We start from the raw sequence: 20760 nt of genomic DNA, 5'->3' as shown, positions 1-20760 counted from the left end.
CCTGATGTTTTTATTTTGGATGAAAAAGTTAAGCTACGCGGCAAATCAGGGATGGATATTGCTTTGTCCCAGTGTCACTCTGTCCAGACCGGCCAAATCAGGCAGGGTGTGAATCTGGCTGAAACCATGTTGCGCCAGCATATCACGCACCGCTTTTCCCTGATCGAACCCATGCTCCAGTAACAGCCAGCCAGCCGGACGCAGAAAGGCTGCGGCACCGGCAATAATTGTTACCAATGCACTCAAACCATTATGATTATCTGTTAGTGCATGCTGCGGCTCAAAGCGTAAATCCCCTTGCTGCAAATGCTGGTCGTGTGCGGGGATATACGGTGGATTGGATACAATCACATCTACACTATGCAACGCTGGCTGTGGCTGCGCCTGATACCATGAACCCTGCCCGAAATGTACATTTGCCTGCAAGGCCGTGGCATTGCTACTTGCGACGGCCAGTGCTTCTGCACTGATGTCTGCTGCCCATACCTGCGCATCAGGACGTTCACAAGCAACGGTAACAGCGATAACGCCACTGCCTGTACCCAAATCCCACAGAGTGCCCTGTTCAGGCAAATGTGCCAGCGCAGCTTCTACCAGATGTTCGGTTTCCGGGCGGGGAATCAGTACTGCTGAGGAAACCTGAAAACGCCGGCTGTAAAATTCGCGCCAGCCAAGCAGATAGGCTAATGGTTCACCTGCCAGCCGTCGCTGTGCCAATTGATTCAGGCTGGCCTGTTCGCTAATGCTCAATGGCTGCTGGCCATGAGCAATGATGTAGGTATGGTTGATATCCAGCACCTGCTGGAGCAACATGCGCGCTTCCAGTCGTGGTAAGCCACTGTTGCGTAACCAGCCCTCAAGGGTAATGGGTAAATCCGTATTCATTATTTACTTAGCAAAGCCGGTTTATAACAGAAACAGTGTGGCCAGACCGAGAAAGATAAAAAAGCCGCCGGAATCTGTGACAGCGGTAATCAGCACACTGCTGCCCAGTGCCGGATCGCGGCCGGCTTTCTGCATGCACACAGGAATGAGCACGCCTACGGTAGCGGCCAGTAACAGATTCAGTGTCATGGCAGCCACCATCACCAAACCAATACCAACACTGTGATATAGGAAATAGGAAACTATGCCCATCACTGAGCCCCAGATAATGCCATTGACGAGAGCAACGCCCTCTTCCTTGCGCAGTAGACGCCACGCCTGACTATTGCTAATCTGGCCAGAAGTCATGGCACGTACAATCATGGTAATAGTCTGGTTACCGGAGTTACCACCAATACCGGCTACAATCGGCATCAGGGTAGCCAGTGCCACAATCTTTTCAATTGAGTTTTCAAACATGCCAATCACGCGACTGGCCACAAAAGCCGTACACAGATTGACAGCCAGCCAAATCCAGCGGTTTTTTACCGAATCCACTACCGGTGCAAACAAGTCTTCCTCTTCGCGCAAACCTGCCATGTTCAGCATATCGGTTTCAGATTCTTCACGAATCACGTCCACCATTTCATCTACAGTGATACGGCCGATTAATTTGCGGTTACTGTCTACTACCGGCGCCGTTACCAAGTCATAGCGTTCAAATGCTGCGGCCGCTTCTTCGGCATCGTCTTCAGGACGGAAAGTAACCACATCATCGGCCATGACGGCAGAAACCAGCAAATCAGGGTCGGCTACCAGCAGACTGCGGATAGGCAATACACCTTGCAATACATCGTAATTATCGACAACAAAGATTTTATCCGTATGGTCGGGCAGGCGTTCAAACCGACGCAGATAACGCAATACAACCTCACAGGTTACATCAGCACGGATACTGACCAGTTCAAAATCCATCAGCGCTCCGACCTGATTGTCTTCGAACGACATCGCTGCGGTAATTTGCGCCCGTTCTTCTTCATCACGGCTGCTTATTGCTTCATAGACAACTTCTTTGGGCAAATCCGGTGCCAGCTGGGCAAGCTCATCGGCATCCAGATTATCCACCGCGGCCAGCAGCTCCTGCTGTGCCATATTCTCAATCAGGGTTTCTCGTACTGGATCAGAAACTTCCAATAACACTTCACCATCTTCAGTGGGTGTAGCCAGCTTCCACACCAGCATACGTTCCTGCAATGGCAATGATTCCAGCAGGGTAGCCATATCGGCAGGATGCAGTTCATGCAGAGCGGTAATCAGTTCAGCCAGTGCCTGCTGCTGTTCTGATGTCTGTAAATAAGACTGAGTAGGCGAATGAATATGTTCGGCAACCGGTAAAATGGTAGCAACCAGCTTACAAATGTGATCGGTGTCCAAATGCAGACGTTCCTGCTCGCCGAAATTGCTATGGCTATCCATTATATCCTTGTCCTAATTGTTACACCGTAAAATCTGGGATATTACCGCCGTGAGTGCAGATGGCATATCCTGACGCAACAGTACTTGCCTGATATGATAAATTAAAGCCTGCTTCGGCAGGCTGTAGATATTATATTGTACACGGATTTTAGCGAAGTACTGTTACTTTATACTGTATAACCGCTTACTACGGATGTATTAATATATACATAGTGCAGACTGTGTGAGGGTTTGAAAACAAATACCAATGGCAAAAGGGTAATATAGGTTGAAACACGTACCATATTACCGGTCTGAATACACATTGACGGCAGTAATAACCCGACTACCTATCTGTACAAAGACAGTATTAAAGCTATCAGGCATGCAAACAGCCAACAGGACAATTGCCATGCTCAAAGAAAATTTTAATGAATTACAATGTTTTTTTGCAGTTGCCAAAGAGAAAAGTTTTACTAAAGCCGCAGGTAAGCTCGGCGTAACCCAGTCGGCCCTAAGCCACGCAGTCAAAACGCTGGAACAAAAGCTGCATACCCGCCTGCTGACCCGTACTACTCGTAGTGTTGCTGCTACAGAAATCGGTGAACAGATTATTGCCTGTTTGGAACCGCGTCTGGCAGAACTAAATCAGGATTTACAAACCCTGATCGACCATCATGGCCAGACTTGTGGCACTATCCGGCTATCAGTTGGCGAGCATGCTGCACGCTGTGTGCTGTGGCCGAAATTGCAATCTTTTCTTAAGACTTATCCACAGGTTAATTTGGAAGTGGTTATCGACAATCATTTTGTCGACATTGTCGAAAATGGTTTTGATGCTGGAGTACGTTTAGGTGAAAGTGTTGAAAAGGATATGGTAGCCATTAGAATTAGTGCTGATATGCGCATGGCTATTGTAGCCACATCAGCTTATTTTACTGCTCACGGTATACCAGCTTCACCGGCTGATTTACAGCAGCATCAATGTATCAATATGCGTTTACCCAGTACCGGCGGCCTGTATCAGTGGGAATTTGAGCAGGCAGGCAAACCCATCCGCGTTAAAGTTACCGGACAGCTAACTTTAAATCATTTAGGCGTACGCATGGATGCAGTTCTGGCCGGGCTTGGTATAGGCTGCATACCTGAGGACACGGTAAGTACACTGGTGGCTTCCGGCCAACTGATTCGGGTATTAGAAGAATGGTGTCCGGTTTTTCCCGGCTATTATCTGTATTATCCAAGCAGAAAGCAGCATACGCACGCTTTTGCGTTGCTGCTTGATGCATTACGTTTCCGGGCTTAACTGGTTTCAACGATAAAACACAGTTACTCTGCCTAGCGCCCTACTCGAGCCTGTAAGGCAGCAGGATAGCGCTCTCCCATAACCTGCACTTTATCCAGTGCCTGATTGATTTCAGCTATATCTGTTGCACTCAGCCGGATGGTGGCAGCAGCCAAATTTTCATGCAGGCGTTGTAGTTTGGTTGTACCCGGAATTGGTACAATCCACGGCTGTTGTGCCAGCAACCACGCCAATGCAATCTGCGCTGATGTAGCCTGATGTTTGCCCGCCAGTTGCTTCAGCAGCTCGGTCAGGCTCTGATTGGCCGCCAGTGCTTCGGGTGCAAAGCGTGGCACCTGCCGGCGAAAATCATTATCACTAAAGACAGTAGCAGTATTGATACTACCGGTAAGAAAGCCTTTGCCCAACGGACTGAATGCAACCAGTCCGATGCCCAGCTCCTGCAACACTGGCATAATTTTCTCTTCAGGTTCACGCCACCACATTGAATACTCACTTTGCAAAGCAGCCAGTGGCTGAACAGCATGTGCACGCCGGATGGTTTCTGCTCCTGCTTCCGACAGGCCAAAATAGCGCACTTTACCCGCTGTAATTAAATCCTTGACTGTACCGGCTACTTCTTCAATCGGCACTTCCGGGTCAACGCGATGCTGATATAATAAATCAATCACATCTGTTTGCAGACGGCGTAAGGAACCCTCTACTGCCAGCCGAATCTGTTCCGGTCGGCTATTTAAAATCAGCTGTTTCTTTTCATTGATGGCAATCCCGAATTTGGTGGCAATCACCACTTGCTGACGATAAGGCTTTAAGGCTTGCCCTACTACTTCCTCGTTCAGATAAGGACCATAAACTTCGGCAGTATCAAACAGAGTCACACCCTGAGCCACCGCAGCACGAATCAGTTCGATAGCCTGTGTAGTATCCGTAGCAGGACCATATCCGTAACTTAACCCCATACAACCCAGACCCAAAGCAGATACCGTCAGCCCACTTTTACCTAAATAACGCTGTTGCATATTTCTATTTCCTTTCAATCCATTACGCCAGATGACGTAATCAGATACACAGCATACTATTTGTACAGAACAGGATTAAGTCCCAATATTTTTCAGGGTTTATGAGTAGGATTCATCAATATGACTGCATAGCACAGCCGCCATTGCCTGTGGATAAAATAAAACCATCAGACATTGGAAGCTGATGGTTTCGGTATCTAAAGACTGTCTGCTTAAGCCCAGTATTTCTTCTTTGAGGTTTTGCCAATACCGGGATTAAAGCTATTGGTCGGGTCAAGCTGATGATAGAATTTTTTCAGTTCTGGCTTGGCATGGTACAAATGGCCGACATTATGTTCAGCAGGATACTGTGCACCCCGTTGATCCAGTAATACCAGCATTTCATCTTCAACCTTATTGCAGTCGGTACCTTTTTTGGCAATATAGTCCTGATGGAAAACATGGCAAAAGAAGTGACCATAATACATTTTATGGATAAAGTGTTGGTTGATGCTTTCCGGCAAGGTTTCAAACCATTCACTATCATTGCGCCGCAAAGCTACATCCAGCGCAACAATATTTTCTACCGTGTCACTATGCACATTGCGGTAGGTAGTAGCCGCGCCGGCTGCGGCAAAGCGATGCAGCATTGCGGCTTCGGCTTCTTTTTCATTACAGCGGAAATAACTACCGGTTTTTTGCTCAAAGAAAGTTTTCAGAAATTCCTCTGCTTCGGCAATACCATCATCAGCCATTTTCAAAATAAGATGATGCTCGTAACGGTCACGGTAATCACGGATTGACTGGGGTAAATGCTGAGGCAGGAATTTACACATGAATACCGCAAAATGGTCAGAAAAATTCTTCGGAAAAAACGGAATTTTCGCCAAGATACGGTCGACAAAATTCTTGAAGGCAAACAGGCGCGGCATGGCATCAGTACCGAACTTCTGAATGGCAACAAAAATATCCTTGCCATATACCGCAGCAATGTCAAAAGCTTCACGGTGCATGTATTCACCCGACACCGGTAAATTTTTAAATGTACTGAGAATATGACGGCGAATATCATCCAGCTCATGCGTATCATTGCTGCCGATATAGAAAACGGCAGAATTTTTTTCCAACGGGAAAGTATCCAGACGCACAGCAAATACCATCAGACGTCCGGCACTACCGGAAGCTTCATAGTGACGTACCGGATCGGCATTAAAACGTGCCGGCGTATCTGCATCAATTTCGCGCACATGGTTGCGGTACTCGTGGTCATGTCCCATGCCGGCATCACGCTTGATATCTTTGTCACTGTAATTACCATTTTGCAGATTCTGCAAAATGGTTTCCGGATCATCTCCCAGCTCAATACCAAGGTGATTAACCAGATGCAGCTTGCTATTTTCATCCAACTGAGCAAAAACGGCCATCTGGGTATAGGCTGGGCCGCGCTGAATAAGCGCGCCACCGGAGTTGTTACACACACCACCCATAACTGATGCACCGATACAGGATGAACCAATCACAGAATGCGGGCCACGCTGGTATTTTTTTAATTCTTTTTCCAGACGATACAAAGTGCTGCCCGGCAGGCAAACTACCTGTTCACCATTTTCAATTACCTGAATGCCATCCAGCCGGCGCGTGCTGACAATCACAATCGGCCGGTCATAATCATTACCATCCGGTGTAGAACCACCCGTCAGTCCAGTATTGGCAGACTGGGTGATAATAATCACATCCGCTTCCACACAGGCTTTTAATACACGCCACTGCTCTACCAGTGTACCCGGAAGCACAACAGCCAGAGCATCACCAACACCAAAACGGATACCCTGCCGGTAAGGCAGAGTATGTGTCGGGTCGGTGAGAATATGCTCTTGTCCGACAATCGCTTGTAACGTGTGAATAAGCTCTGTATTTGCCTTGATATCCATATTGATTCTCCTTTTAATATAATCACTTATTCCCAATCAATACAGATCATTTTAGAACAGTTATATGTTAACGAGAAGAACTTTAACATATAACTGTAACACATTATGCTTCAGGCAAAAAACCACCACTCTGCCGCTGCCACAGCATGGCATAAACCCCATTTTTGGCCAGCAGCTCACTGTGTGTGCCCTGCTCGACGATCTGCCCCTTATCCATCACAATCAGCCGATCCATGGCCGCAATCGTAGACAGACGGTGTGCAATAGCCACCACGGTTTTACCCTGCATTAAACGGGTAAGATTTTCCTGAATGGCCGCTTCCACTTCTGAATCCAGTGCACTGGTGGCTTCATCCAGCAGCAAAATGGGTGCATCTTTCAGAATCACCCGCGCAATAGCAATACGCTGACGCTGCCCGCCAGACAGTTTTACCCCGCGTTCACCGACATGGGCATCATAACCATGCCGAGCCTTGGCATCGCTCAATGCCGGAATAAAGCCATCAGCAGCAGCCTGATGTGCTGCCTCTATCATTGCCTCTTCCGATGCATCCGGGCGTCCATAGACAATATTGTCGCGCACAGAACGATGCAGCAGTGAGGTATCCTGCGTTACCAGTCCCAGTGCTGCACGCAGACTATCCTGCGTGACATCGCGAATATCCTGACCATCAATCAGAATGCGTCCGCCTTTTACATCATAAAAACGCAATAGCAGATTGGTCAGCGTGGTTTTACCGGCACCACTGCGCCCTACCAGACCCACCTTTTCACCGGCACGGATATGCAGATTAAAATCGCGCAACAGCGGCTTATCGTCACTATAGGCAAAATTCACATGCTCAAAATCAATTGCGCCCTGATTAACCTTTAACGGCAGAGCTTCAGGCTTATCCACAATAGTATGAGGGCGGGACAGGATTTTCATGCCATCTTCCACCGTGCCGATATTCTCAAACAGGCGCGCACTTTCCCACATCACCCAGTGTGACAAACCATTAATCCTTGATGCCATTGCCGTAGCGGTGGCAATCGCACCGACACCAACCTGTCCATTTATCCATAACCAGATACCCAGACCGGCAGAGCTGACCACCAGCATAATATTAATCGCGGTACTCAGACTATCAAGCAAAGTAGCCAGCCGCATCTGCGCATTGACCGTCACCAGAAATTCCTGCATGGATGCCTTGGCGTAGGCAGCTTCACGTGCACTATGGGAAAACAGCTTCACCGTAGCAATATTGGTATAGGCATCAGTAATGCGGCCAGTCATCAGGCTGCGTGCATCCGCCTGCTGCTGGGCAGTTTTGGATAACTTCGGAATCAGGAAGCGCAATACCAGCACAAACAGCACAATCCACAGAATAAATGGCAGCAATAACCAGCTATCCATGCCGGCCAGAATAATGCCGCTGGTAACAAAATACACCAGTACATACACCAGCATATTAGCGACTGACATCACTGTATCGCGTACCGCCAGCGCCGTTTGCATTACCTTAGCAGAAACCCGTCCGGCAAATTCGTCCTGATAAAAACCCATACTCTGCCCGAGCATCAGGCGGTGGAAATTCCAGCGCAAACGCATCGGAAAAGCGCCCTGTAGCGTTTGAAACTGCACATTAGAAGCCAGAAACGACCAGAAAATACTGAATATCATTACTGCCGCAATCAGAATCAGCTCATGTCCTTTTTCCGGCCACAATCTGTCTGGTGTATAAGCACCAAGCCAATCAATTACATTACCGAGAAACCGGAAAACCAAAGCTTCCAGAATGCCGGTACCAATGGTCATAATTACCATCACGAGCAGCCAGAGGCGTACACCCTCCAAACAGCTCCAGATAAACGGCAGCACACCTTTTTTCGACGGCTGCGGCAAAGTGTCAGGATAAGCATCAATGCGGTTTTCAAACCAGCTTAGTAATCGGTTCAATAACATACTGCGTGGGCTTTCTACATAATTGAGCCATGATGGCCGCACAAACTATTATTGCAGTCAGAAAATGATAAAAGAAATCATTATACATAATCTGAAATATAAATCAGCTTTCATTGGTTTGTGTTAAAATCTTGCTGGCACATCAGCATGCCAGACAGTCGCTGTGCACAATATACGTGCATAGAGGAAAGTCCGGGCTCCACAGAGCGGAATGCCGGCTAACAGCCGGGCGCCGTGAGGCGACGGAAAGTGGAACAGAAAGCATAACCGCCGATGGCTATGGTAAACCATAGCACAGGTAAGGGTGAAATGGTGCGGTAAGAGCGCACCGTGCCGTTGGTAACAACGTGTAGCAGGCCAAACCCCATTCGGAGCAAGACCAAACAGAATGCGCTGACGCTGCTCGCCGAGCATTCGGGTAGGTTGCTTGAGCGGCACAGTAATGTGTCGCCCAGATGAATGACTGTCCCAGACAGAACCCGGCTTATCGGTTGTCTGATGTGCCCCCTCAGCATTGCTGTTTATCCATCTGGCTACTTAAAATTCTGCCAGACTGTGCACAGCCAGTTTATTGCACAATCAGGTACAACAGATTACTCGGTGTATTCAGGCAATATGTGGGCTAGTGAATAATACCGGCACATCCGATGACAGCTACCCAGTATCAACCTTAAATCCCCTGTATATTATCTGCCCGGCATACCTGTCTGGCCGGTACAATGTTATGGGCTGCTGCAAAGTATGTTGAGATTTTACCGGCAGGATTAACTCGACAGCGTCATTAGTCTACACAAAATAAATTGTTTTTACTTATAAATTGACATCTTACAGCCTCTCTTCCTTTACATTGACAGCTGTTTTATGTCAGGCTTTGCTATTCTTATTTTATCGGTATCCGCATGCACACGCGCCAGTTTTTGTCCTTATATGGTTCCATTTTTTTTCTGTTTTCCGGTTATGGGCTGTTTCTGAATTCAGCTGGGGTTAAACTGTCCCAGATGGGGGTCAGCAATATCACCATCGGTATTCTGAATGCAGCCTTTTTTATTGGTGGCACCATTTCTGCCATTGTGTCACACCGCATTATTTCGCGCGTAGGACATATCCGCAGCTTCAGCGTGTTTGGAGCTCTGTTTGCCATTGCCGCCCTTGCCCATCTGATGGTGGAGCAATTATGGATGTGGGGCGTATTGCGTGCGGTACTGGGATTTTGTCATTACAGCTTATTAATGGTCGTGGAAAGCTGGTTTACTGCACGCAGTGTCCCACAGACCCGCGCCAAGATTCTGGCACTGTATGAAGTAGTGTATTACGTATCATCAGCAACCAGTGTATTGCTGCTGAGCCTGAATATGTCCAGTAACAATATCTTCACTCTGGCAGCTATTCTGGTTATCGCTGCTACATTACCGGTAGGACTAACGCGGATACAGCAGCCGGAGATTCCCAAACGCGAGCGCATCAGCCTGCCGCATGTCCTTTCCATTGTGCCTCTGGCATGGATAGCCTGTTTCATGGCTGGGATTTTTATTAATGGCTTTTTTACCATGGGCTCCGTATTTATACTGAAGCTGGGTTACAGCCTGCGTAATGTATCCATGTTTCTTGGTTCAGCAATGATTGGTGGTTTCACCATTCAACTATTTATCGCTTGGTTGTCGAATAAATTCGGCCGCCCACGCACCATTTTCGGCTGTGCCTGTGTGGCCGCTGTAGCCGCAATCAGTGGTATGCTGCTGTTATTAATTTTGCCGGGTAATATCTGGGCACAATGTGTGATTGCACTGGCTATCGGCTGTAGCGGCTTTCCGCTGTATGCGCTGGGGCTGGCGCGAGCCAACGATGTTTTACCAGCCAATATGAACACAGTGGAAGTAAATCGCAGCTTGCTGTTTGTGTATGGACTGGGTTCACTGGTAGCACCATTAATTCTCGGTACAGTGATGCAGTTGTTTAATCACTATGGCTTTTACAGTGTGTATGCCATTATTGCAACTGCGCTGGCGATATATGCCTTCATGCAGCCGGCTGTACCCATTTCGGAGCGCAGTGTTTATGTCCCCGTATCTGGCAATGTTGGACCGATGACAGCAGAGCTTGACCCGCGCAACGACACCGCCACGGACACCCCGTATGATGCTGACAGTGCTGAACAGCATGTTCAGGCTACTTTGCAGAATACCGAAAAGCAACAGCAAGCAGACAATTAACGATATTGAAAATACTGACAAATAGCGCATAAAGAAACTGCCCGGAATAATTGAACTATTCCGGGCAGATATCATTTGTAGTAGCCAAATTACTTGCGAAAACAGAACACTGCTATTTTCCGCAGAACTAAATCGCTGCCCACTGAAACACGACCAAATCAGCACAAAAACTTATTCTTTAAGCCACGGAGACTTGCGCCGACCTAAGGCTATAAAAGGCTTTTCTATATATTGATAAGTTAAGGTACAGATAACCAGTAAAACAAACATTACTGCGGTAGATACTAATGTGTACTGCGTACGGTTCAAAACCAGATTGTGCACCGCAATATATTTATTCATACCATACCAAGCAAGGCCATGCAGCAGATAAATACTATAACTGGCATCACCAAGCCGTACAAAGGCTTTCAGCCGGAGCAGTCCAAATATATCGCCGCCCAGCGCAATCAGGATAAACAGCAGGGCAAACAGGGGCAGGAAATTGATGTTGTAGCGGCCAGTGGTGATGCTGAAAATCAGCACCAATAACAGCACAATCACACTGTCACACAATATTTTTGGCAACTGAACTGAATCAGACAGCACTCTGGCCAGTGCACCCACAGCAAAACAGGCGATAAAGTAGGCTTTTTGCTGATTAAATGGTGCAACAAAATAAACTGCAATAAATATTACAGTAATCGCCAGTGGTAGCAGGCCGGTTTTCTGGCGCAGAAAGCACAATAAGGGCAGAGAAAAATACAAGGCCCATTCCCAGAATAATGTCCACGGTACACCTGCATTAATCAGCCGTGCATCCTGCATACCGAATAACGGCGGTTTGATACCGGTAATGCCGGCATCAAACCAATAATACAGGTTAAGCAGCATATCCTTGTATACCAGTGTATGCCGTTGCAGATACAGCGCCAGCAATACGCAACAACATGAAGACAAATAAAATACCGGCGCAATGCGCAAGAAGCGCTTTTGATAGAAATGTAGCCACGATACCGGATTGGAATAAGCAAACAGATAGCCTGAGAGCATGAAAAACAAAGTTACACCAAAAACACCCATGCGCAGATTGAGCAGATTATGGGCAAATACAGCTGGTGTCCATGACTGGCCATGCAGATAATAATAGCTGTAAACATAATGATGCATGACCACACTGAAGGCCAGCAGAAAACGCAAACCATCCAACCGCTCTACCCGCCGGCTACTGGAATTATCCATAAATGCAAACAGTCGCGAACCGAATACAGCCACACACAGCAATAACAATCCCAGCATCCAGCCAAACATCTTATATGAATAAAGCATAATCCCAGCAAACGGGTAAAAGTTGGTCACAACCTGATATTAATTGGTTGGTTCAGAGTTTGTGAATCGCATTTCCAAATTAATACATGGCAGTTAATATACATCACGCTGATAACGCTGCTGCTGCCGTAGTTCACTCAGGTATTCATCTGCATCTTCAAGGCTGAGCTGTCCTTGCGTGGCAACAATTTCTAGCAAGGCCTGTTCTACATCACGTGCCATTGTGCCGGCATCACCGCAAACATAAATATGTGCTCCGCGCTGTAGCCATGCCCAGATGTCGGCGGCCTGTTCACGCAACTTATGCTGCACATAGATTTTTTCATTGCTCTGCCGGCTCCATGCAAAGTCATAACGAGTCAATAACCTGCTTTTGCGGTATTGCAGCCATTCAGTCTGATAAAGAAAATCATCAGTAAATTTCTGATTACCGAAAACCAGCCAGTTTTCGCCCGCGTCACCATTGGCATCCCGCTGCTGCATAAATGCGCGAAAAGGAGCAATGCCCGTGCCGGCGCCAATCATAATAATGGGCGTATTGCCATCTTCGGGTAAACGGAAACGATGATTTTCTTCCACAAATACCCGTACTGCCCCACCCTCCTGCAAATGTTCACCAAGAAAACCAGAAGCACCGCCGGTATACTGCCGGCCACGATGGGTAAAGCGCACAACGCCCACGGTTAAATGCACTTCTTCTCCAACCTCGTCCTGACTGGAGGCTATGGAATACAGGCGCGGTGTCAGTGGGCGAAATAGGTCATGCAGTGTCTGGGCACTGAGTAACTGCGGATAGGTGGCCAGTATGCTTACTGGTGGTGTGGTGGCAATAAACTGTTTTAGGGCAGCAGTATCTGCAATGATGCCATCCAGTTCGGCAATATGTGCCTGCTGCGCATAGGCCTGTACCAGCGCGGGTGTAGTCTGGGTAATATCCAGCTCGTTTTGCAATGCCTGTTCGATAGTCACTTCGCGGCCATCGGCCAGACGCACTGCTGCATTCTTATCTACCTGCGTATGTTGCAGAATTTCGCTTACCAGCGCGGTGGCATTCTGATAGAACACCCCCAATGCATCACCGGGCTGATAGCGGATACCAGAACCGGTAAGATCGATTTCAATATGTTCAACGTCTTTGCTGGCGTTAGGCGTGGTAATTCGCTGTCGCACACTCAGGCTGGCCGTAAAAGGAACTTCTTTGGTAAATATCGCAGTTTGTGCAGCAACCACACTTTGCTGCACCTCATTACTCACGCCGGCATGACTGTTATTCAGCTGACTGATAAGCGCAACGATTTTATCCTGCCATGCTGCTGCCCTACTTTGATAATCAACATCACAATCTACCCGTTCAGTAAGGCGCTGTGCACCTAATAGTGCCAACTGGCTGTCAAAATCTTTACCACACTGACAAAATTGCGGATAACTGCTGTCGCCCAGCCCGAGTACGGCAAAGTGAAGCCGATTAAGAGCCGGCGCTTTTTTACCAAACAGATATTTATACAGTGGTAAGGCCTCTTCCGGAGGTTCACCTTCACCCTGAGTGGAAGTTACCAGCAGGAGAATATCTTCATTGGGAAGTTGTTTGCTTTTATAGTCGCCACTGGCACAAAGGCTAACATCTATGCCGGCTGCTTCAAATTTCAGTTGCAGGCTTTCTGCCACACGCCGAGCATTGCCGGTTTGCGAAGCTGATAAAATCAATACTTTACGTGCCGCAACTGATTCAACAGTACTGGCTACAGGAACGGCTACCGCAGCAGCAGCACTTCCCTGCTGGCTGTTTGCCCATGCATAACCGGATAGCCATGCCAACTGAGTGGGAGATAGCTGGGCGAGCGATTGCAGCAGTTCGGGGGATACAGGTGTGGTCATGGTTTGTGCTCGATAAAATTATGATTAATTTCATTTACAGGCTGCTAAAAACAATCCAGCCATACTAGCAAGCACAAAGATTTTTGAGAAAGAAATGGCGCTTATTTAGTTAGAAGCGGCGAGCATATGTAACAAAAGCAGCCTGCTGGCTGCTCTGAAACAGATAATCCGGCTTGCCTCCAGACTGTTGTGCTTAACGTTGTATACCGATTTCTGCAAAGGCATTGCGCATCACCTCATCCAGCTGGCTGGCTGAGGCATGCATTAGACCCTGCTCTTTTTCATTCAGCGGAATTTCAATTACCTGACGGACACCATGCCGGTTGAGCACAGCCGGAGTACCAATATACATATCCTGAACACCATACTGGCCGTTCAGATAGACGGAAACAGGCAAAATAGTATTTTCATCATCCAGCAGCGCACGACAGATACGCGCCAGAGCCGCACCAACACCATAATAAGTTGCGCCCTTGAGGCGGATAATATCGTAAGCAGCATTAACTACCCGTTTGGCAATAATATCCAGATCGGCTTCAGTATAGCGCGGGTCACCTTTAATCCACTCTTCCATAGTCAAGCCGCCTACACTCAGGTGTGACCAAGCCGGAAATTCAGTATCGCCATGTTCACCAAGAATATAACCACTGACAGTACGCGGGTCGACATTAAGCAGGTAGCCTACATATTTACATAAGCGGGCGGAATCCAGTGAAGTGCCGGAACCGATTACCCGCTCTGCCGGAAAGCCAGACAGTTTCCATGTGGCATAGGTAAGAATATCCACCGGATTGGATGCTACTAAGAAAATACCATTAAAGCCGGATTCAGTTACATGTGATACGATACTGTTAATGATTGATAAATTGCGGTTTACCAAATCCAGACGCGATTCGCCCGGTTTTTGTGCAGAACCGGCGGTAATGACCACGATATCGGCGTCGGCAGCATCGCTGTAATCGCCGGCATAAATGTTTTTCGGATAAGTAAACAGCAATGCATCAGCAATATCTTTAGCATCACCATGAGCCTTGTCACGGTCAACATCAACAATGACCAGCTCCTGACCGATACCTTGCAGAGTAGCAACATAAGCAAAAGTAGAACCAACAGTACCGGCACCTACCAGAACAATTTTCTGATGGTTTTTGGCATTAGTGGGCTGCAACATAATTCAACCTCGTTTCCATGGATAAATGCAAATCTATGCGAATTTATGCAGAAATTGTAGCAGACCTGAACATGACAATTGCTTAATTTATTAATATTCATCATTAATTACATATCTTGGTAATAAATACCTATCCATATAATTTTGTACAAATATTTTACTAATTTCTTTGTTTTGTATTGAATGCTGAATGCTTTTGCTGTACAAAAAACAGTGCCACAATCGGATTCATTTTTCTGGCTGTATCAAGCGCTGAAGCAGAGAATCAAAATAAATCACTCAGGAGTGCTGTTTACCAGCTAATTGAGCCATTAAAAACAGCAGGTAAATAAGCGCTATATCGTTTTCTAAACCTATGTTTTGCCAGATAGTAATTACGATAAAAAATAGTTTACGTTACCAGCAGTTTAAGTATGATGGTGAGTGGGAACATGTTACGCTACCAAACTGGGTTGTCTTTGTAAGAGAAATTCACGTTTATTCAGTTTACGCTGTATTTGGGTACAGATGTATTTTGAGGGTTTAATTCATGTGTGGCAACCAATGCATTTGCCACTGACGCGAAACCAAGAGCTAGCATGGTAGGTGAACAGCTAATCTGTAAAATTTATGCAAAAAAAAGCTCCTAAAAGAGGAGCTGTTATCTGATATAGGGTGTTTTAAGACTATAGTTTATAGCTTTTTTTTATAGATTAAATCAAATTCTGACTCATCAATATAATCATCAGCATTTTGTTCTTTTCCATACTTCTCATTTATTATTTCGTTTATTATTTCTGGAATTAGCAAATATAACTCGCGTAGTGCATTTTCGTTCCCAGTGATCTTTGTATAAAAACTTTGTCCATCTATTTGTCTAATATAGGGATCTGATTCTCTGTTTGTACGAGTTCGGTTATCCGAAGGTGTAAACTCTTGGTCATATGATTTACCATTCTTAGGTAAAATTTCAACATAGTAAGCAATTGTTCCTTTTTCTCTCTTAACAAGTTCACTCTTAAGATCATCATAAACAGCTACTTTATGATTACCTTTTGTTGTATTGTGCTTATTTTTTATTTCAGCAATAAATCCATCACCTTCTAAGTCAATAACTGAACCTGTTTCTAAATTAGTAACACCATCTAATGTACCTAATATCCGTTGATGAATCTCACCAATTTGATTTTGCAAAGTTTTTTGCATTTGACGCTGTTTTTCTTGTTCTTTCCATTCTTCAAGCGGTATTCCTCTTATTGCACTATCAATGGATGCAGAAAAAATATCCAATGTATTTTTTTTGCTAATATCAGACTCTGTTAGCTGTGCTTCATACGTTTTACTAACAATGGGTTCTAAAATTTTTTTAATTTTTTCTTTGTCAAAAGTTGACATACCTAATCCTTAAAAATAAATATGGACCTTTACTCTACGATACTGTAAACTATCGTCTTTAACTGAATAAAACACAGCATCATTATGAAAGGCATTGATAGAAAAGAATTTTTTTCTGCATCAGATGTAGCGGATATTCTATCCATATCTAAAAGAACTGTTTCTAACTGGGCCAAGAATGGCACACTCATACCAGAGCTAGAACCGGATATATATTCCCACCCTTACACAAAAAAACAATTATCAATTTTTCCTGAATTTTTATCAATGTTTGAAAGTGAATGGGAAGAACAGTTAGCAATAAAGCCAAACAAAAAATATACGCTGGTCGAGCTTTTTGCTGGGGCAGGAGGATTAGCTTTAGGTTTAGAACAAGCAGGATTTACATCTTTACTTCTTAATGAAATTAATAAACATGCATGCAATACACTGAGAAAAAACAGACCCCATTGGAACGTTGTTGAAGGAGATATCATAGAACAAAACTTTTCTCATTTGTCAGGAAAAGTTGATTTGTTGACAGGGGGATTTCCTTGTCAGCCTTTTTCTACAGCAGGGAAAAAGCTAGGTCTCGAAGATATCAGAGGAACTTTGGTTTTTGAAATGATTAGGGTAATGAAAGAAATACAACCAAAGGTTTTCTTAGCTGAAAATGTCAGCGGTTTAAAGAACAGCGATAATGGAAGAACAATAGAAATAATAAAAAACATAATTAATGATTCGGGTTATACAATAATAGAAGAGGATATTTATAAAGCTATTTTTTATAAAGTACCTCAAAAAAGAGAAAGATTAATAATAATTGCAGTCCGTAATGACTACAAAGATGTGTTAATTTATAAAAAACCATCACCTTATCACTCACTAATGACTGTAAAAGATGCCTTTAAAAAAGGTTCATTGTATAACACTGATGTCCCTGTATCAGAAGGACAATCTTACCCTAAAAGAAAGGCAGAAATATTATCTTATGTCCCTGAAGGCGGGTATTGGAAAGACTTGCCATTAGAACTCCAAAAAGAATACATGAAAGGTAGTTTTAGCCTAGGTGGGGGAAAAACAGGTATGGCAAGAAGGCTATCTTGGAGTGAACCTTCATTAACATTGACATGCTCACCAGCTCAAAAACAAACAGAACGTTGTCATCCAGAAGAAACTAGACCTTTAACAACTAGAGAATATGCAAGAATTCAAACATTTCCTGATGACTGGGTGTTTGAAGGTTCAATTAACGAGATTTACAAACAAATAGGTAATGCCGTTCCAGTAAATTTAGCAGCATGCTTAGGTCGAGCCATAATAAGAATGTTAAACAACTTAGGATCTTAGATATTTAGCCCTGATTATTCATATTCATTCCCCAAGATTGAATCATGAATATCGGGGAGTATATTTTAAATCTGTAACTATCCCCTAAAATAGTACAGCATAAAAGTAGAAAATTCTCTTTGTTAACCCACAGAGGATTTAAACATGAAAAAATGGCTGAATACCAGATCGTAGCTATTTTAAAAAAAGCTGAAGCCAGTATTCCCGTCAAAGAACTTTGTTGTAAATATGGTATGAGGAATTCAACTTTCTATAAATAGCGTGATAAATATTCTGGTATAGAAACCTAATATATCAAACGCTTAAAGCAACTGGAAGCTGAAAATCGTAAGCTTAAGCAGATGTTTGCTGAGCTGAGTTTAAAATCTCAGCTTCAGGAGGAAATCATAAAAAAGCTATAGTACCCATTCAAGCACGTAAAGCTTAGGCTGTACAACTGCAAGAAAATCATTCTGTCACTATTGCCATGAGCTGCACTATTATTGGCTTAAACCGCTGTGCTTACTATTATCAACCTAAGTTACCGGATGATTCAGTGATTGTGTCGGTACTAAGTGCTATCACGGATAGGCCTTTACGCTGGAACTTTCCTAAGTGTTTTAACCGCATCAGAAAGCTCGGCTATAACAGGAATCATAAATGTGTTTATCGAATATACTGCCAGTTAAAGCTTAATCTCAGGGTAAAGTATAAACAACGTATTCCTCCGCAAAGCTCAGACAAACTATCAGTACCGAATAAGCTAGGTGAATGTTGGTCAATGGATTTTATGAGTGACAGCAGTCGCAATTAACGCAGGTTCAGAGCCTTCAATGTCATCGATGACTTTAATCGTAAGGAGTTAGGCGTTGATATTGTAATCAGTTTACCGGCTGGCAGGATTACCCGTTATCTGGATAAACTGGCCGAATATCATGGCTATCCACTCAAAATACGAGTGGATAATGAACCGGAATTTATCGGAAAACATTCATAAACTGGGTAAAGTCACATGGTATAACCATGGATTATATTTAACCATATAGTCCATATCAAAACTGATATATTGAACGACTTAATCGCATCTATCGCACAGAGGTACTGGATTTATATCTATTTAATAATCAGAAACAAGCAAGAAGGTAACCGAAGAATGGCTAACCATTTATAACACGGAAAGACCTCATAAAGTATTAAATAATATGACGCCGAGTGAGTATAAAACCCTAAAACAAGCAGCCTAATTTTCTACCTGAATCTTGTACTAACTTTGGGGTATTTACAATATCATGCTCTGAGGCAGAGAATCAAAATAAATCACTCAGGAATGCTGTTTACCAGCTAATTGAGCCATTAAAAACAGCCGGTAAATAAGCGCTATTTATTAATTGCGCTTGTTTCGCTTTGACTATCTGCTTCATCTTTATCCTTACATCCTTGTTATAGTTAAAAAAATAGTGGATAAAATTTTCTGCCAAGCAGGCTATTTTTGCTTTTGACGTAGTTTCTCCCTGATTTTCTCATCAGTAATCTGATTTAATTCGGTGATAACTGTTGAAAGTTTATCTATATAGGCTATTTTTGCCTCTGGAGATATGTGTTTATGATTTAATATAAATAATACGGTCTCTTCATTATCGTTAATCGGGGCAATATCCGATGCGGTGATGGATAAAACTAATTCTTCAGGGTTACGCTGAAAATATGATTTAATAGGAACATCCTTATTCAATGCCAATAGGGTTTGAATCATATGGGTAGCAAAATTTTCGTGAGCATATAGGTTTTCTAATATATGCTGTACATTGGCTTGATTTAATTCATAGTGATTCCCTGTTTCAACCATTTTTAGCAATTGTGGTGTTGATTTAGCAATCTTTTTGAACTTAATATTTAACGCTTCAAAAGCTATGCTGATTTTGGCTATGTTATTTAACCAATAATTATTAAAATTTAAAATATTATGCCATTCATCTTTAATAAGTAAAAAATCAACTGAATCCTCAATACGTTCTTTAAGTGTTTGTTCTTCATTCATTTCACTTAATGTTGATAGATCATCTTCATAAATAAACAAAAGATAAAAATAAAGTTTTTGGTCAAAAAATGGCTCTTGAATCTTTTGCCATAGCCGAGGAAATCGTTGGTTGAGTTGTTGTATCAATAAACCAAGATATTCTGGTGGATATCGTGCCTCTTGCTTTGCTAGTACTGGTGTTTCTTGTGCTTGTATTAGTGCTTCTTTTGCTTGTATTAGTGCTTCTTTTGCTTGTGCTTCTTTTGCTTGTGCTTGTTTTCGTGCCTCTTGCGCTTGTTTTCGTGCCTCTTGCGCTTGTGCTCGTGCTTCTTGTGCTTGTGCTCGTGCTTCTTTTGCTTGTATTAGTACTTCTTTTGCTTGTGCTTGTTTTCGTGCCTCTTGCGCTTGTTTTCGTGCCTCTTGCGCTTGTGCTCGTGCTCCTTGCGCTTGTGCTCGTGCCTCTTGCGCTTGTGCTCGTGCTTCTTGCGCTCGTGCTCGTGCTTCTTTTGCTTGTGCTTCTTGTGCTTCTTGTGCTTGTGCTTCTAGTCCTTGTGCTTGTGCTTCTTTTGCTCGTGCTCGTGCTTCTAGTCCTTGTGCTAATGCTTCATGTGCTTCTTGTGCTTCTTGTGCGAATGCTTCATGTGCTTTTTGTGCTTCTTGTGCTTGTGCTTGTGCTTCTAGTCCTTGTGCTTGTGCTTCTTTTGCTCGTGCTCGTGCTTCTAGTCCTTGTGCTAATGCTTCATGTGCTTGTATTTGTGCTTCTAATCCTTGTGCTTGTGCTTCTTTTGCTCGTGCTTCTTGTGCCTGCGCTCGTGCTTCTAGTCCTTGTGTTAGTGCTTCTTGTACTTGTGCTTCTTGTGTTCGTGCGAATGCTTCTTGTGCTCGTGCTCGTGCTTCTTGTGCTCGTGCTCGTGCTCGTGCTTCTTGTACTTGTGCCTCTCGTGCTTGTGCTTCTCGTGTTCGTGCTTCTTGTGTTCGTGCGAATGCTTCTCGTTCTA

General features: G+C 44.4%; 14 protein-coding genes, 1 other RNA gene and 1 pseudogene. 6 read left to right on the top strand and 10 right to left on the bottom strand.

Translation table 11 applies throughout. From position 1 onward, the window contains the following. Window positions 1-45 precede the first annotated feature (45 nt). The gene (prmC, locus tag BHC51_RS10605; RefSeq protein ID WP_100100587.1) at window positions 46-885 is read right to left on the bottom strand and encodes a peptide chain release factor N(5)-glutamine methyltransferase; all 840 of its coding nucleotides are present in this window, start codon (window positions 883-885) and stop codon (window positions 46-48) included. 21 nt (window positions 886-906) lie between these two features. Then, a complete protein-coding gene (mgtE, locus tag BHC51_RS10600) occupies window positions 907-2340 on the bottom strand; it encodes a magnesium transporter (RefSeq protein WP_100100588.1) in 1434 nt (477 codons plus the stop codon). 391 nt (window positions 2341-2731) lie between these two features. Between mgtE and BHC51_RS10595 the strand changes: the two genes are divergently transcribed. Beyond that, a complete protein-coding gene (locus BHC51_RS10595; RefSeq protein ID WP_100154034.1) occupies window positions 2732-3625 on the top strand; it encodes a LysR family transcriptional regulator in 894 nt (297 codons plus the stop codon). A gap of 32 nt (window positions 3626-3657) precedes the next feature. On the opposite strand, the gene BHC51_RS10590 is transcribed toward BHC51_RS10595, so the two are convergent. From BHC51_RS10590 to BHC51_RS10580, 3 genes are all read right to left on the bottom strand, one after another. After that, a complete protein-coding gene (locus BHC51_RS10590; RefSeq protein ID WP_100153995.1) occupies window positions 3658-4644 on the bottom strand; it encodes an aldo/keto reductase in 987 nt (328 codons plus the stop codon). Between the two features lie 212 nt (window positions 4645-4856). Further along, entirely contained in the window at window positions 4857-6554 is a 1698-nt protein-coding gene (gene dld / locus BHC51_RS10585; protein ID WP_100153994.1) for a D-lactate dehydrogenase, read from the bottom strand. Window positions 6555-6657: 103 nt separating this feature from the next. Next, window positions 6658-8499, bottom strand: a complete 1842-nt coding sequence (locus BHC51_RS10580; RefSeq protein ID WP_100154033.1) for an ABC transporter ATP-binding protein — start codon at window positions 8497-8499, stop codon at window positions 6658-6660. Between the two features lie 142 nt (window positions 8500-8641). On the opposite strand from BHC51_RS10580, the gene rnpB reads away from it, so the two are divergent. After that, window positions 8642-9002, top strand: an RNA gene (rnpB, locus tag BHC51_RS10575) — RNase P RNA component class A. 396 nt (window positions 9003-9398) lie between these two features. Beyond that, a complete protein-coding gene (locus BHC51_RS10570; protein WP_100153993.1) occupies window positions 9399-10709 on the top strand; it encodes an MFS transporter in 1311 nt (436 codons plus the stop codon). A gap of 171 nt (window positions 10710-10880) precedes the next feature. On the opposite strand, the gene BHC51_RS10565 is transcribed toward BHC51_RS10570, so the two are convergent. From BHC51_RS10565 to BHC51_RS10550, 4 genes are all read right to left on the bottom strand, one after another. Continuing rightward, window positions 10881-12017: an acyltransferase family protein gene (locus BHC51_RS10565; RefSeq protein WP_100153992.1), complete on the bottom strand. Its 1137-nt coding sequence runs from the start codon at window positions 12015-12017 to the stop codon at window positions 10881-10883. 93 nt (window positions 12018-12110) lie between these two features. Next, complete coding sequence (locus BHC51_RS10560; RefSeq protein WP_100153991.1) at window positions 12111-13892, bottom strand: assimilatory sulfite reductase (NADPH) flavoprotein subunit; 1782 nt, start codon at window positions 13890-13892, stop codon at window positions 12111-12113. Between the two features lie 193 nt (window positions 13893-14085). Beyond that, window positions 14086-15063, bottom strand: a complete 978-nt coding sequence (locus BHC51_RS10555) for an L-lactate dehydrogenase (RefSeq protein WP_180296492.1) — start codon at window positions 15061-15063, stop codon at window positions 14086-14088. 672 nt (window positions 15064-15735) lie between these two features. Next, a complete protein-coding gene (locus BHC51_RS10550; RefSeq protein WP_100153990.1) occupies window positions 15736-16437 on the bottom strand; it encodes an Eco47II family restriction endonuclease in 702 nt (233 codons plus the stop codon). An 84-nt stretch (window positions 16438-16521) separates the two neighbouring features. On the opposite strand from BHC51_RS10550, the gene BHC51_RS10545 reads away from it, so the two are divergent. From BHC51_RS10545 to BHC51_RS13410, 3 genes and pseudogenes are all read left to right on the top strand, one after another. Next, window positions 16522-17766: a DNA cytosine methyltransferase gene (locus tag BHC51_RS10545; RefSeq protein WP_100099197.1), complete on the top strand. Its 1245-nt coding sequence runs from the start codon at window positions 16522-16524 to the stop codon at window positions 17764-17766. A 466-nt stretch (window positions 17767-18232) separates the two neighbouring features. Continuing rightward, window positions 18233-18559, top strand: coding sequence for a hypothetical protein (locus tag BHC51_RS12530; RefSeq protein ID WP_143558843.1), 327 nt, complete (start codon window positions 18233-18235; stop codon window positions 18557-18559). A gap of 328 nt (window positions 18560-18887) precedes the next feature. After that, a pseudogene (locus BHC51_RS13410) lies at window positions 18888-18989 on the top strand (integrase core domain-containing protein); the annotation flags it as partial. Window positions 18990-19228: 239 nt separating this feature from the next. On the opposite strand, the gene BHC51_RS12855 reads toward BHC51_RS13410, so the two are convergent. Continuing rightward, window positions 19229-20760, bottom strand: a 1532-nt coding sequence (locus tag BHC51_RS12855) for a hypothetical protein (RefSeq protein ID WP_218966408.1), incomplete at its 5' end; no start/stop codon positions are given.

Origin of the sequence: Snodgrassella alvi, from assembly GCF_002777745.1 — a bacterium.
GTDB classification, from domain to species: domain Bacteria; phylum Pseudomonadota; class Gammaproteobacteria; order Burkholderiales; family Neisseriaceae; genus Snodgrassella; species Snodgrassella alvi_D.
The sequence above is the reverse complement of the archived record's forward strand: the minus strand, read 5'-3'. Positions and strand labels throughout refer to the sequence as shown.

Coding starts and splice junctions, on each gene's coding strand:
- BHC51_RS10565 (WP_100153992.1), bottom strand. CDS start 12,017: ATGCTTTATTCATATAAGATGTTTGGCTGGATGCTGGGATTGTTATTG.
- BHC51_RS10580 (WP_100154033.1), bottom strand. CDS start 8,499: ATGTTATTGAACCGATTACTAAGCTGGTTTGAAAACCGCATTGATGCT.
- dld (WP_100153994.1), bottom strand. CDS start 6,554: ATGGATATCAAGGCAAATACAGAGCTTATTCACACGTTACAAGCGATT.
- BHC51_RS10545 (WP_100099197.1), top strand. CDS start 16,522: ATGAAAGGCATTGATAGAAAAGAATTTTTTTCTGCATCAGATGTAGCG.
- BHC51_RS10555 (WP_180296492.1), bottom strand. CDS start 15,063: ATGTTGCAGCCCACTAATGCCAAAAACCATCAGAAAATTGTTCTGGTA.
- BHC51_RS10595 (WP_100154034.1), top strand. CDS start 2,732: ATGCTCAAAGAAAATTTTAATGAATTACAATGTTTTTTTGCAGTTGCC.
- BHC51_RS10590 (WP_100153995.1), bottom strand. CDS start 4,644: ATGCAACAGCGTTATTTAGGTAAAAGTGGGCTGACGGTATCTGCTTTG.
- mgtE (WP_100100588.1), bottom strand. CDS start 2,340: ATGGATAGCCATAGCAATTTCGGCGAGCAGGAACGTCTGCATTTGGAC.
- prmC (WP_100100587.1), bottom strand. CDS start 885: ATGAATACGGATTTACCCATTACCCTTGAGGGCTGGTTACGCAACAGT.
- BHC51_RS10570 (WP_100153993.1), top strand. CDS start 9,399: ATGCACACGCGCCAGTTTTTGTCCTTATATGGTTCCATTTTTTTTCTG.
- BHC51_RS10560 (WP_100153991.1), bottom strand. CDS start 13,892: ATGACCACACCTGTATCCCCCGAACTGCTGCAATCGCTCGCCCAGCTA.
- BHC51_RS12530 (WP_143558843.1), top strand. CDS start 18,233: ATGAGCTGCACTATTATTGGCTTAAACCGCTGTGCTTACTATTATCAA.
- BHC51_RS10550 (WP_100153990.1), bottom strand. CDS start 16,437: ATGTCAACTTTTGACAAAGAAAAAATTAAAAAAATTTTAGAACCCATT.